At 49.5% G+C, this 13,638-nt stretch carries 14 protein-coding genes; 10 read left to right on the top strand and 4 right to left on the bottom strand.

The window, feature by feature from the left end:
- Nucleotides 1–38: 38 nt before the first annotated feature.
- Both ACFOE0_RS07345 and ACFOE0_RS07340 read right to left on the bottom strand, forming a co-directional pair.
- Nucleotides 39–2,504: an ABC transporter permease gene (locus tag ACFOE0_RS07345; RefSeq protein ID WP_248934811.1), complete on the bottom strand. Its 2,466-nt coding sequence runs from the start codon at nt 2,502–2,504 to the stop codon at nt 39–41.
- Nucleotides 2,501–3,232: an ABC transporter ATP-binding protein gene (locus ACFOE0_RS07340; protein ID WP_248934812.1), complete on the bottom strand. Its 732-nt coding sequence runs from the start codon at nt 3,230–3,232 to the stop codon at nt 2,501–2,503. The genes ACFOE0_RS07345 and ACFOE0_RS07340 overlap by 4 nt, the downstream gene beginning before the upstream one ends.
- A gap of 79 nt (nt 3,233–3,311) precedes the next feature.
- Here ACFOE0_RS07340 and ACFOE0_RS07335 point away from each other — a divergent pair, with 79 nt between their 5' ends.
- The 8 genes from ACFOE0_RS07335 to ACFOE0_RS07300 all read left to right on the top strand — a co-directional run bounded on the left by ACFOE0_RS07335 (nt 3,312) and on the right by ACFOE0_RS07300 (nt 8,780).
- The gene (locus ACFOE0_RS07335) at nt 3,312–3,878 is read left to right on the top strand and encodes an arylesterase (RefSeq protein ID WP_248934813.1); all 567 of its coding nucleotides are present in this window, start codon (nt 3,312–3,314) and stop codon (nt 3,876–3,878) included.
- 179 nt (nt 3,879–4,057) lie between these two features.
- Nucleotides 4,058–5,140: a DUF481 domain-containing protein gene (locus ACFOE0_RS07330; RefSeq protein ID WP_248934814.1), complete on the top strand. Its 1,083-nt coding sequence runs from the start codon at nt 4,058–4,060 to the stop codon at nt 5,138–5,140.
- 774 nt (nt 5,141–5,914) lie between these two features.
- Nucleotides 5,915–6,274 carry a metal-binding protein gene (locus ACFOE0_RS07325; protein WP_248934815.1) on the top strand — a complete coding sequence of 120 codons (360 nt, stop codon included), beginning with the start codon at nt 5,915–5,917 and terminating at the stop codon, nt 6,272–6,274.
- An 80-nt stretch (nt 6,275–6,354) separates the two neighbouring features.
- The gene (locus tag ACFOE0_RS07320) at nt 6,355–6,741 is read left to right on the top strand and encodes a hypothetical protein (RefSeq protein ID WP_248934816.1); all 387 of its coding nucleotides are present in this window, start codon (nt 6,355–6,357) and stop codon (nt 6,739–6,741) included.
- 104 nt (nt 6,742–6,845) lie between these two features.
- Nucleotides 6,846–7,199, top strand: a complete 354-nt coding sequence (locus ACFOE0_RS07315) for a hypothetical protein (RefSeq protein WP_248934817.1) — start codon at nt 6,846–6,848, stop codon at nt 7,197–7,199.
- Nucleotides 7,200–7,315: 116 nt separating this feature from the next.
- Complete coding sequence (locus ACFOE0_RS07310; protein WP_248934818.1) at nt 7,316–7,888, top strand: WG repeat-containing protein; 573 nt, start codon at nt 7,316–7,318, stop codon at nt 7,886–7,888.
- A 72-nt stretch (nt 7,889–7,960) separates the two neighbouring features.
- On the top strand, nt 7,961–8,383 hold the full coding sequence (locus ACFOE0_RS07305) for a hypothetical protein (protein ID WP_248934819.1): 423 nt from the start codon (nt 7,961–7,963) through the stop codon (nt 8,381–8,383).
- Nucleotides 8,384–8,483: 100 nt separating this feature from the next.
- Nucleotides 8,484–8,780: a hypothetical protein gene (locus tag ACFOE0_RS07300; RefSeq protein ID WP_248934820.1), complete on the top strand. Its 297-nt coding sequence runs from the start codon at nt 8,484–8,486 to the stop codon at nt 8,778–8,780.
- A gap of 223 nt (nt 8,781–9,003) precedes the next feature.
- On the opposite strand, the gene rsgA is transcribed toward ACFOE0_RS07300, so the two are convergent.
- Nucleotides 9,004–10,041, bottom strand: a complete 1,038-nt coding sequence (gene rsgA, locus ACFOE0_RS07295; protein WP_248934821.1) for a ribosome small subunit-dependent GTPase A — start codon at nt 10,039–10,041, stop codon at nt 9,004–9,006.
- A 493-nt stretch (nt 10,042–10,534) separates the two neighbouring features.
- Here rsgA and ACFOE0_RS07290 point away from each other — a divergent pair, with 493 nt between their 5' ends.
- On the top strand, nt 10,535–10,747 hold the full coding sequence (locus ACFOE0_RS07290; RefSeq protein WP_115138122.1) for a cold-shock protein: 213 nt from the start codon (nt 10,535–10,537) through the stop codon (nt 10,745–10,747).
- Between the two features lie 448 nt (nt 10,748–11,195).
- The gene (locus ACFOE0_RS07285; protein WP_248934822.1) at nt 11,196–11,402 is read left to right on the top strand and encodes a hypothetical protein; all 207 of its coding nucleotides are present in this window, start codon (nt 11,196–11,198) and stop codon (nt 11,400–11,402) included.
- Nucleotides 11,403–11,491: 89 nt separating this feature from the next.
- Here ACFOE0_RS07285 and ACFOE0_RS07280 read toward each other — a convergent pair whose 3' ends face one another.
- Nucleotides 11,492–13,471 (bottom strand): TonB-dependent copper receptor, encoded by a 1,980-nt coding sequence (locus ACFOE0_RS07280; protein ID WP_248934823.1) that lies wholly within the window; start codon nt 13,469–13,471, stop codon nt 11,492–11,494.
- Nucleotides 13,472–13,638 lie beyond the last annotated feature (167 nt).

Below are 13,638 nucleotides of genomic sequence, written 5' to 3'. Positions count from 1 at the left end.
CAAAAACAAGGGCGACCAACTGGCCGCCCTTTAAACTATCAGGATTGCAGTAGCTGCGAGCAGCTCTGTCTCAGCAAGTTGCGACAACGCCACAACCCCAGAGTGGCAACAATCAAGCCGCCGGCAAGAGGCGCCATCAGCCACCAGTCCCAGTGCATATAAACATTAAGCTCAAACACCTGAGTCTTGAGCAAATAAAGGGTCAGCTCAGCCACCACCACAGCCAGAAATCCGGCAATCATACCCAGCAGAGCAAACTCCAGTCCGGTTGCGCTACGCAGCAGCCAGCCGCTGCCGCCAAAGGTTCTGAGCACCGCCAACTCCCGCTGGCGGGTCGCCATCCCGGCTTCAGTCTGGGCAAACAGCACCAGCGCACTGGCTGCCAGTACCAGTATCAATACCAGAGTTAACGACAAAGACACCTGCTCGACAATTTCCCTCAGCTGGTTGACCATGGCGCCCACATCGATAACAGACACGGTCGGGAAGGATTTGATTAAATCCACCACCAATTCACGGCGACTGTCATCCAGATGGAAAGATACCATGGAGGTATGGGCAAACTGCCCCAGATCTTCCTGACGCATAATCATAAAGAAGTTGGGTTGCAGGGTTTCCCAGTGTACAGCGCGCACACTGGTCACTTTCACGCTAAAGTCCCGGTTATCTATGGTAAAGGTGAGTTCATCTCCCAGCTTAAGACCCAATCGTTCCATCACCTTGGTTTCAATGGACACCTCACCGGGCCCGGTGTTGAACTCCCCTTCAAGCAGATCATTATTGGGCGGCAGGGTATCCCGCCATGTCAGGTTGAGCTCGCGCCCTATTCCGACCCGGCCTTCTACTCCTTCTTCCTGCTGGCTGTAGGTAATTAACTGCTCGCCGTTAATGGCACTCATACGGCCGCGCACCACAGGGTAAATATCTGTAGTTTGGATGCCGTTATTTGCGAAAAACTGCGCCATGGGCGCTTCATCTTCCGGGGCAATATTCACCAGAAAATAGTTGGGCGAATTTTCAGGCAACTGCTTTTGCCACTCATCCAGCAGGTCCTGTCTGAGCGCCATAATCACCAGCAGCAGTAACAGGGCACTGGAGAAACCTACCAGCTGCACCGCATTTTGGCGGGCACGGCGTCTGAGACCAGCCAGTGCCAACTGCAATGGGTTGGTGGTTTTCATCCCCACACTGTGGCCAAGTCGCACCATCACAAACCCAAGCGCCCCCAGAAGCACCGCCAGCGCACATACCGCAACCACTACCGTCATGGTCAGCGGAACCGAACCCGAGTAGAGATAGCCCAGCAACGCCATCGCTGCCAGGCTCATCAGCAGATGCAGCCAGGCTCCCATGGAGATCCCTTCCAGCTGACGCTGCAATACCCTGAGGGGTGGTATCGCCAGCAGCCGCAGCAGTGGATAGGCTGAGAACATAAACGCGCTGATAATACCTGTAGTGACACCCAGTAATCCTGGACGCCACCAGGAGGTATCGTAGGAGGCGATCTCCTCCGGCAACATGCTGCTGATACCTATATCCAGCAAGCGGCCGCCAACCAAACCCAGGGCAATACCTGTGAGTGTCACCAGCATCAAATGCAGCGCAAACAGATTACGGATCTGCTTACCTGATGCACCGAAGGTTTTCAGCATGGCCACCACATCATAGTGGCGCTGACAGTATCTTTGAGCAGCAATACCAATGGCGGCGCAGGCCAGCGCAATCCCCAGCAAACTGGCCAATAGCAGGAACCGCTCTGCCCGTTGAACAGCCCCGGCTATGGGAGAGTCACCGGACTGCACATCAACCCAACGCTGTGAGGTGGACAGCAAGGGTTTGACATACTCTTCAAACTCGTCGAGTGCACCGCTATCTCCAGCAAACTGATAAAGATAAGTGACGCGACTGCCGGGCTGAATAATCTGGGTTTTACCCACATCTTCCAAACGCATCAGCACCACAGGCGAGGACGCAAATGGGTTGAAGCCAGCATCGGGCAGACGGCGTATCTCTTCAGCCAATGCAAAATTGGCCACTCCAAGCTCAATACTGGCGTCCTGTGGGTTATCCTGCACACCCAGCAGGCGAGCCAATCGGTTTTCGTACCAGAGCTCCCCCTCTCCCGGCAGTTTTGCAGTTGGGCCTGAAGAGAGTTCAATCTCTCCCTTGAGAGGATACCCCTGCCCGACAGCCCTTACCGTTACCAGCTGGAAACCTTCATCACCAAACAGCATGGAGTTAAAACGCATACTGGACACCTGAGAAAGGCCCAGCTCCTGAGCCTGCTCCAGTATCTCTGTGGCAATAGGCTCAGGTGAATTAATAATTCTGTCTGCAGCAATAAATTTGGCGGCCTGACCATTAATCGCCACCTGCAAACGCTCGCTGACGCCAGCAAGACCACTAACCGACAGTACCGCCAGCATAATGGCCAGAATAATCAGCAGCAGCTGTCCCTGCTGCAATTCGCGCCTGAACAGGCGAAGTGCCAGGGTCCAGCTCATGCCTGAGCCTCCTTGAGCGGCTGCTCAATCCGGGAAGCGCTCTCTTCTGCTCCCACGCCGGATTCAGACAGGTGACCATCTTCCATAATCAGCTGCCTTGAACAGCGGCTGGCCAGCGTTAAGTCGTGGGTGACCAGCACCAATGTAGTGTCCGACTCCCGGTTCATCTCAAACAGCATGTCAGCAACTTTGGTGCCATTGACCGGATCCAAATTACCCGTTGGCTCATCGGCAAACAGTACCTTCGGCTCACTGATAAAGGCCCGGGCAATAGCTACTCTTTGCTGCTCACCGCCCGACAGTTGCTTGGGCAAGTGTCCCAGACGATGGGATAAGCCAACCCGCTCCAACATGGCTTCGGCTTTTTGTCTGGCATCTTTTACCCCGGCCAACTCAGCCGGCAACATGACGTTTTCCAGTGCGGTCAGCGTATCCACCAGCATAAAGGACTGAAAAATAAAGCTGAGCTTGTCTTTACGCAGCGCAGCTTTTTGCTCTTCATCCAGCCCACTCAAGGCTGCACCATCCAGCCAGATCTCTCCATCAGTTGGCGTATCCAGAGCGGCCAAAAGCCCCAGTAAGGTAGACTTACCAGAACCGGAAGGCCCTGTAATAGCAACACTTTGGCCCTGCTTGACATCAAGCTCGATGCCATTGAGGATAGAGAGCTCTCCCTCCTGGGTGGTAACGGATTTACAGAGGCGACTGACTTTAATGGCACTGTTCACTGGGTTCTCTTCCTTTTTTCGCAAACTGGTTCTCGGAAATCGCATTCGCACCGGAGTGCAGCTCCTGCTTGTGTCTCTTATGTTACATAATCCAGCGTGGGCTGCATCCGTTCTTATCCTGGGTGACAGTCTAAGTGCGGCTTATGGCATGCAGGAATCCAAAGGCTGGGTGCAACTGTTACGGGATGAAATGCCCTCTGTGGAGATAATCAATGGTTCAGTCAGTGGTGAAACTACTGCAGGAGGCCTGCGCAGACTCCCGTCTTTGCTGGATTCTGCCACCCCGGATGTACTGGTTATTGAACTCGGTGGCAATGACGGCCTGCGTGGCTTCTCACCCAAACAACTGAAATCAAATCTTACAAAAATGATTGAGTTAGGACAGTCCAACGGCGCAACTGTACTGCTGACTGAAATCATGGTCCCCCCCAACTATGGGCCAAGATACAGCCAGATGTTCAATCAGGTGTTCCACGATCTGGCCGATGACTACGATGTCGCGCTTATCCCTTTCTTTATGACAGAGATAGCCCCACAGGCCGATTTAATGCAAAGAGACGGCATTCACCCCAATGAAGCCGCACAGCCAAAAATTACGCAGTGGATGAAACCCTGGATCATTGAAGCCACTGATAACCTGGATTAACAGTCTAAATATTCAGCAGTTGCACATGACTTAAGTTGTGCACTAATTGAATCAGTAACATAGCGTCCGGACTTCACCTTGAAGCCGGGCGCTTTTTCATTACAATATCCGGCTTCGTTTTATACCAATTGCATCCAGCCATTGGTGGTTTCCAGCAGTTCAGGAGATTCCACTTTCCCATGTCAGTTCATTCCTCATCCTCCAGGCTGTCTTCAGCGCTGGCGTTAACCCTGTTTAGCCTTTTAGCAGCGCCTCAGGCCGTTGCCGGTGATGCACTTCGTCCACCGGTTGAAAGCCAGAAAGACTGGCTACAGCTGAAGTCCAATGAGTTGCTGCGTGGCGAAATCAAAGCCCTGTACGATGATGAGCTGGAGTTTGACAGTGATGAGCTGGACACAGTGATGATCGACTGGGATGACATCAAACTCCTGCAAAGCGCCGGGATTGTCAGCATCGGCTTTACCGATCTGTCCACCCGCACGGGCAAACTCCTGATTGAGGATGGTCGCAGTTATCTGGATGGTGTTGAATTCAATCCGGCTGAGATTATGACCATCATTGCCGGCGATCAGGAAGAAGCTAACTATTGGTCAGGCAAAATCAGCCTTGGTGCCAATATCCGTTCCGGTAACACAGATCAAATCGACTACAGTGCCCGCGCCAAAACGACGCGCCGTACCACTGAGTCACGTTTCAACGCGGACTATCTGGGCAATTACACCAAGAATGATGGCGAATCCACGGTCAACAACCACAGGGTTAACTCCAACTTCGACTGGTTTATCTCCAAGCAGTTTTATCTGCGCCCAATCTTTGCTGAGCTGTACAAAGACCCTTTCCTGAATATCGACTATAAAGCCACAGTCGGTGCCGGTGTGGGTTACAACCTTATCGACAGCAAGAAAACCGAATGGAGTGTGAGTGGTGGTCCTGCATACACCTACACCCGTTTTGACCAGGTGGAAACCGGCGCCCGCGACAGCGATGGCAGCAGCTCCCTGGTGCTGGAAACCGTTTACGACACCGAGCTGACCAGCAGCGTGGATTTCACCACCAAGTATCAGCTGCAATACTCCAGTGAAGAAGCCGGTGGTTATAGCCACCACGCTATCGCCTCGCTGGCTGTAGAGCTGACCGATATCTTCGATTTGGACCTGTCTTTCGTGTGGGACCACACGGGTAAACCTCAGGCTGGTGCCAATGGCATTATGCCGGACAAGAACGACTATCAGTTTATTATTGGCTTTGGTGTAGATTTGTAATTGTGCTCAGTTGCCGCAGTTTGGCTTGGGGTGGCCAAGGTGCCGTTAGCTATAACGTTACTTTGCCCTTACGGGGCATGCCGCTTATCAGCGGCTAAAGTCGTGGGTTCCACCAACACGGGGCAAGAGGGGATCAACAGCGGCTAACAACATCCATGTTTAACTGCCAGCTCGAAATCCCTTTCTCGCGCTCATGGCTGGCCACGTAATGGCCATTCGCCCTCTTGGATCTCCCCTGCCGCCCCAACCAACACTGACAACTCCTCAGTCTTATTTCGAAAATTGGCTAACGCGACAAACGCTCGTCCATGATTCGACGTCGCTGCTTCGGCATCCATGCCTCACTACGCCATTTTCTCAACCACCTTCGGCAGTGTCGGACGGGGAATGGTGTATTCCTCAAACTCACAGTTGCCCCAAACCTTCACAGATGGCACGTCGAAACTCAGAAGTGCCCCAATGCTGGTTTGACCGATTCATAGATGGATATACAGTCATATTTGAATCTAGGCTAAATTTGCACCAGATTTTTGATACGTTGTGCGCACTATTTCTGAAACACTTTTTATAACATCAACAATTTCAAAAGGTTAAAAGCAGTGCACAAAACAAAGCGAGCGCAAATCATGCGCATGCGCACTTTCCACCCAAGATGATTTTTGCTAGGTTAAAAATCAAACAAAAAACCAGCGGGTTGCGCGAGATTCTACCAAGTGGTCGGAGGTGAGAAAACGCGCATACGCACGATACAAATCGTTAATGCCAAGGGAAGCTATGTGCAATTGCAAAGAACACCCCGCTTTAATTGATATCAGCAACAACCTCTCTGATTTCAAATCAAAGCTAAACCAACTGGATGTTGGTAATTGGGTTTTGTTAATGCAGTGTCCCGATTGCCGGCAACTCTACAAAGTCGATGAGTGGGATAAATATCAAACCTGCTATGCAGTAAAAATTCCCTCATCCGAAAACTGGGAAGCATTTGATAGTGAGTCACTCATAAAAGAACAAATGGTTAAAAATCGCGGTGGTCTCACCAACGAATCATGCATGTGGTCAGGCTGTGAAATTAAGCAAGTAAAAGGCAGTGCTTACTGTGTTAACCATCTCTATTCTGGTGGCACTCGTGCGTAAGCATATAACAAGGCAAGGCAAAATCGCCCGGCGGGCTGGACGCGCTAACGCGCGCCTTTGCTTACGGCGTTAGGTGTCTGATGCACAACCCTAAGTTAATCCCCATTATCTCGAAGGAAAGTGGCGTTACCCCAGAGCTGTTGTCAGTAAATTATGATCTTTGGACACTTCGACTGACGCTAACGAAAGACAACAACCAAGCCATTTACCTGGATTTTGAGAGTGTTGAAGGGTTTAGAGTCCTAGACGAGGGGCAGCTACTTGAATTTTGGTCGCAAGAATCTGCACCATATTGGGTCTTTGAGGTGATAAGCGGCGGCTGGCTTGAGCAAGAAGCAAAGCGTGATGGAGCACCGTTTCTCGAAGAAGGTGGTAAATTGAAGGAATACTTGGTTGCTGGGTTAAACGAATGCGTTAGTGTCTTAGCATTTGCCGAGCCAGTAATCCGAATACAAGACAACACCTAACCAGGCGGTCTAGCGGGAACTTCAAACGTTGGCAGGGTTCCGCTTTGCTCCCCAAATTTTAGCCAACGTTTTCAGTCCGCTAGCTAACCGCGGCGTTATATGCCATGAACAGAATCGACGCCATCACGAAGATTGAGGCCTCTTTGAAAAGTTGTGAACCTCAAGTTATTACTCCTAAAGGAACGAGCTATGAGGAGTATGTTAAACAGCTTTCGGAACAGTTGGTTGAATCTGTCATTGACCCAGTTTTAGTTGAAGTTACGTCGACAATAATCGAAGGTGGTGATTTTGAATCATATAAATCCGCGACCGTTTGGGGAATAGCTAAAATAGGCATTAATTGGTTGATAACAATTGAAGGTGAGTCGGAGTTTGCGCTTGCATTTGGTGTGAATCCTTTAGACTTGAAAATGCATGGTTGCTCTTCAAGCGATGCTTTAGCGGAATGGTGCAGCTAGGCATATAACAAGCTGTTGAATGGTGGACAAAATTCAGTTGGCTGATTTCGCTCCGCTCAAAATTATAGCCAACTAAATTTTGCTCATTAACAAGGCGTTATGAGTAAAAGCAAGAAATGAAATTCATCTATATTTTAATAGCTGTACTTGCCTCTTCTTCAGTTTCATCTGAAGAAATGCTCTGCATGTACCCGGACAGCGATACTCACGAACTTGAGCAGGCTAAGAACTGTGGCCCCATAAAGGATGGGCTACTAACTGTTGATTCTTCCCTCTTGAAAAAGATGATGTGGTCTAAATACGGGATGCAATGTATTTATATGAACTACCCAACAGATAAAGGGTGGTTCTATATCAACCAAAACGGCCTTGGCCGGGGTTCACCGTTCACCCATGATAACGACTGCAATTGGTTTCAATCTGGCTTAGCTGTTGGTGTCACAAATGGGCAGGTTGTCTATTTCAACCAAGTCATGGATGTTGTCAAAGCCACAGAGTATACGTGGGCTAGTAATTTCTACGAGGGTTACTCCAAGGTTTGTAAGGGGGAGTTAACAAAGGAATATGATAGCCATGGTGAGCATTATCAACTAAAGGGTGGGCAGTGTGGCTTCATTGATCGTGAGTTTAAAGTCGTTGTTCCGGTGGCATATCCGTATGAATCCACTCCGAAACCAACAAGCTCATAACAATCACAGGCAAGGGAAAAATTCTCCGCGCTTCGCGCTCCAAATTTTCCCCTGCTGTAAGCGTTAGTAGTTATGGAAATTTACCCTTTTATAGGTTTAGGTGAAATACGATTTGGTGATACGAGGTGCCAAACCAAGTCACGTTTTGGCTTGCCGGATGAAGTGAGCAACAGAGAAGGGGGTGATGGAGGGGCCTCTGAGATCTGGAGGTACAAAAATCTTGGTTTGGAACTTTACTTTGATCCTGATTCTGAATTTAAACTCTGGAGCATTTTAACCAGCTCTGAAAATGTGAGTTTCGAAGGTGTTAACCCCATAGGCTTGACTGATAGTGAGCTTAAGAAAGCTTTCCCTAACCTTAAGTTGAGTATTCACGACGGAAAATTTAAAGAGTACAGTTACCCTAATGCTGAAATTGTATTCTTCTTGAAAAACGATGTTGTTAAAAGAATCGATATCGATCCTGTCATTGAGGAATTTCCCAATAAATATTAATGTCGCAAGCAAGGCTACTAACAAGCGCAGGTTGCCGGACTGGTTTTACGCTGCGCTCCAAATCAGTCGCAACTACGGGCGTTACATGCAAAGGTGAATCATGGAAGCATTTACGATCTATCTCATTTTAGGCTGCATCCACGCTTTATTTGCATTTTATGTTTCGGCATTGGTAATTGAATGTCCATTTAGGCAAGCAGGTACTAAGTTTTTATTATTTTGTATAACAGTATTTATCCCATTTATTGGGCCAGCATTTGTAAAATACAACATAGGCTTTATACCCATAAAAAATTCTTCTGGCACTGGCAATGTAGGTTATGTTACTCATGCACCAGATTCAAACAGCGGCAGTTCAAGTGACAGTTTCGGTGACTCAGGCGGTGGCGGTGAGTAATTTGCATATAATAAGTCGCTCAAAGTGGACGCTAAACAGCTGGCTTGCGCTCATTCTTCGCTAAACTTAGCCAATTATTTGTGCGCCCGTTAGCGAGGCGTTACATCCCCACGAGCCCAAAGTAACTTCTGTCCCAAAATCACTCACCTCAGGGCTGATGGTCCTGAGGTGAAATTTTATCTGATGACTTGAAAGCCCTGGCTCTAAACCAGGAAAAGTTTGGCTATTTAAACTTTTTCGCACTGCGGGCCTGGGATTGCACTGTGTTAACCATATTGGATAAGGCGCGGTCTTTGGCGCGCTTTTGTGCAAGTGTGGCACTGTTGTGGGACTCTTCCCGCAGCAGTTTTTGATAGTTCTCCAATCGCCTTAACGACAACTCGCCGGTTTCGATGGCGGCTCTGACGGCGCAGCCAGGTTCACTCTCGTGCCTACAATCGGCAAAGCGGCATTGGCTTGCCAGGGCTTCAACATCGGCAAAGGTGGCTTTAATACCCTCTTTGGCGTCGCTGAGTTGCAGCTCGCGCATCCCCGGGGTGTCCATCAACAACCCACCTTCAGGCAGCCACTTAATGGCGCGGTAGGTGGTGGTGTGCCGCCCTTTACTGTCCTGCTCCCTAATACTGCCGGTGGCCATTTCAGTTGTACCTAGCAAGCCATTGACCAGAGTGGATTTACCTACACCGGATGAACCGAGAAAGGTAAGGGTTTTGCCTTTTTGGCAATACGGTTTCAAGGCTGCAACCTCATCATTGTCCAGGCCATTGACGCAGTGAACACTCAGCAGAGGGTCCAGCTTTTGCACCTGAGCGCGGATACTGTCAGCGTCTACACATAAGTCTCCTTTCGTGAGCACGATAACCGGCTCAACGCCCGCCTCTTTCGCCAGCGCCAGATAGCGCTCAATTCGGTTGAGACTGAAATCATCATTCAATGAGCTGACAATAAACACAGTATCAATATTGGCGGCAATTAACTGACGCTCACGCGCTGTTCCGGCCGCTTTGCGCTGAAATAGCGACTGCCGGTCCAGCACCCGAATCAAACGCTCTCCATTAAAGACAACCCAATCACCAACGCAAATAGCCTCCAGCTTTGGTGGCAGTTTGTAGCGTTGTACCTCGCCCCCCGCCAGCAAAACCACTTCTGATTTATGCTGCTCAACAACACGACCCAAAGCACAAGACTCCAACTCTTCCAATGAAAGCTGCTGCTGAAAAAACGGGCGCATGCCCAAATCAATTAAAGAAGGAAGTGCCATGGTGATTTCTCTGATCTGAATATGGCGCCCAGCATAAACTATGAAGCTGTAGACAGGTCAAGATCATGGTAATGCGGTTTAATTTCTGGACGACCGAATTTCCTGGAAAGCATGTTTTATTGCACTTGAGAAGTGCAGTTATTGCTCTTTGCAAGACATCCTGAATACAAGTCATACCCCATAGTCAGCAACACCGCCAGCACACGATAATACCAATTAAAATCAGTCAATTAACAACTAACGGCAGACCGTTAAATAATTGCTTTATTCGGACGATATTGTTCGTTGCATTCAAAATAAAATCAGAAATAACTATCTATTCTACCGGCGAGGTGTATAGTGGCCGCTTGCTCATCGAGCATAGTTACTATTGATGTATTTAGTTCAAGATTTTCTCAGTTTCAAACTGAATCAGTTTGTCATAATTATCCTGCGATGCCTTTTTCTTCATTTCCAATTTAGTAGCTTCACTTTTTATTTATTCGAGATACTTATGTCTGTTAAAACAACTGGTTCTGTAAAATGGTTTGATGAAACAAAGGGCTTTGGTTTTATTGCCCAGGACAATGGTGGCGCCGATGTGTTTGTACACTTCCGAGCCATTGCTGTAGACGGTTTCAAAACTCTGGCTGAAGGCCAGCGCGTTGAGTTCAACGTAGAGCAAGGCAACAAAGGCCTGCAAGCAGCTAACGTCACTCTGGCGTAACTGATTGAACTAAGGTGCCTGCAACCCCGCGAGTCAGGCACCTTAATAATGTGACGGTTTGCCACACTGCAACCCAACATCTGCACTCCAGATACCGCCTTTTGGCGTCACCACCCAGCGAAAACACTGGTTGTAAAGCTTCAAACACAACCCGTTCATCGCGAGTTATATCTGTGCCAATCAAGACATTGGCCGACATCTGTTTCTCAATGGGAAGGACTGTTAAGCGTCCTGATTTGACGAGATTAACACCCCGTGTTTCGACCTGACATTTCCACTTTGTGAGTCAGGCTGTATCAGCAACACCAAGTTGGCTATGACAAGCCAGGGATTGAATCATTCACCCCAGCCCAACACAGGGAAACTGTCATCAAATCAAGCAACGAATTGAACATAGCTTGATAGCACGCGAACAGAAAATAAGCTGGAGTTATAACAGGAGAGATCTATGCGTAAACCAACCCGTAAAGTCAGCAAAAAAGTACGTAAAGACAACTTTGATGAAAAATTCGAGCTGTTGGTTGGAGAGTATCACAAAGCCAAAGCTATCCTGGATACTCTCGCTGAAGATACCGTTGAGTACGACAAGCAGAAAAAGCAGTGTGACATGCTGTTTGCCAATGCCGAGCGCTTCTTCAATTCCCGTCAAAAATAACTTGCCGCCAGGACACAGCTAAAAAAACCTGCTTCGATGACATCCATGTCGTCTAGGCAGGTTGGAGTGAATCAAACGAAAAGTCGGGGTTAGAACAGATATTCCAGCTTCACCCAGGCATTGCGGCTGGGCTCGTTGACCTTGAAGGTCGGCACACTGCCGGGAATATCATTTCCTGCACCGCTACGGCTGATATGTTCGGCATAAGTGCGGTCAAACAGGTTCTCAACCCCAAAGCTCAGACGCAGATGCTCACCATGTTTCCAGCCGCCATTAAGGGCCACAGTGCCAAAGCCTGCGCTTTCACCCAAATCCTGTCCTGAGATATTGCCCTGTCCCACAGCGACCCTGTCCTGGTCGTCCACCACACGCCACAGCACACCAAAGGTCCAGTCACCAATGCTGTAATCCACCGTCAGGCGGCCTTCCAGCGGCGATACCTGGCCCAGCGCTTCATTGTCGGTATCATTTTCACCATGGGCGTATACCAGACTTAACTGGGTTTGCAGTGACTCGGTAATGCGCCACTCGGCACCCAGCTCACCGCCCCAGATGGTGGCGTCAATATTGCGGGATTTGCTGAAGCCATTGCGGTTATCAATCAGGATGTAATCTTTGATCTCGCCATAGTACAGGGCGCTGGAGAGCGTGACTGTCTCGACTTCATAAATCCAGCCGACATCCAGCTGAGTCGTCTTTTCCGGCTCCAGGTCAAATGCCTTTTGGCTGTTATCGTCGGCATTGGCTTTCATGATTTCCCAGTAATCAGGAATACGCTGGGCATGACCCACGCCCAGATAGTACTGGTTGCCACCAAATTCATGCTCGATACGGGCAAAGCCGGAGACCAAATCATCCCGACGCTCCCCCTGCTGAGCCACATGCAGCTCAGTATCCCAATGGTCATAGCGAATACCGGTTACCAGCATCACAGGCTCAAAGTCGTACTCAAACTCACCGAATACCCCAAACTGGGTGTAACTCATATTGTCTTTAAAGGGCTTGGCCAGCAGGTCATCCAGGCCGTTATCCATCGCCGGGTTAATGCTCCGGCCTTTATGTACAGAGTCCTGAAAATCTGCCCCGGAGACCATGGACAACTTGCCTATGCTCCACTCGGCCCAGATATGGCCCCCTTGAGTCCGGCGACGAACATTGGTGCCTGAGTTCACGCCCTGGTCAAACTGATCCATCACATGGTCATTTTCATTGTGGTAAGCCTGAAACTCCATGGACTGCAGATAGTCACCATTGAAGTCATGCTCTCCCATCAGGGTAAAGTTCTCGTTTTCGATAACACGGGCTTTATTGGCGCGATCTGCATATTCGGCTTCGCCATCAGACTTGCCATAGCTGAGCTCCAGCACAGAGTCATCACCTGGCGTCCAACCCAGTGCAAAGTCCATATTGCGTCTGTCATAGCTGGACTGGATCGGGTTGCCATCACCATCTTCATAGTGGTCACTGGAGGATTGATTAGCATCCAGCTCCAGATAGTGATTTTCGTCCCCGGCTGACAGCTCGACGATATAATCCAGGCGCTCAAAGCTGCCAGCCGTCACGCTGGCGCGGCCAGTGGCACTCTGGTCGACAAAACTCTGTCTGTCTTTTTCAAACAGCACAGTTCCTGCACTGCCCACAGGGCCGTGGCGCACTGTCTGCGGGCCTTTAATCACCTCAATGCTGTCGTAGGATTCAGGGTAGATATAAGCGGTAGGCGGGTCCATACGGCCACCACAGGTGCCATAGACATGTTGACCATCATTAACGATATTGATGCGTGAGCCGCCCAGCCCTCGCAGTGATGGGTCGCCGCCTGCACCACCTTTGCGACTGATGCTAAAGCCGGGAATCGTCTTTAGAAAACCTGCACCATCATAAGCGGGCAACGGCAGTCTTGGCTTTTTAGGATCTGTCACCACACTCAGTGGCTTACGCATCAGCTCACCGGTGACCACGATACGCTCATCACAGCCTTCAGCCTTGTCACAGGTTGGCGCTTCGTCTGCCATCACCTGCCCCAATCCCCCGCTCATCAGCAATGCCAGCAGCAATTTATTCCGTTTCATCCATTCTCACCTTGATTAATTCATGCAATTTTTTGCTTTGACTTCAGCCGACTCCCGGCTTGTTGCCCAGCATTCTGTTAATCCAAAGGTGAGATGACAAAAGATAAGTGCGCATCTGCGACAAGGTGTCGCACCCTGCCGCGACGGGGATCACAAGCGCACTGAAT

This window comes from Shewanella submarina, assembly GCF_042646185.1.
Taxonomy (GTDB): domain Bacteria; phylum Pseudomonadota; class Gammaproteobacteria; order Enterobacterales; family Shewanellaceae; genus Shewanella; species Shewanella corallii.
Note: the sequence above shows the minus strand (reverse complement) of the source record. Positions and strands in the feature narration are given on the sequence as shown.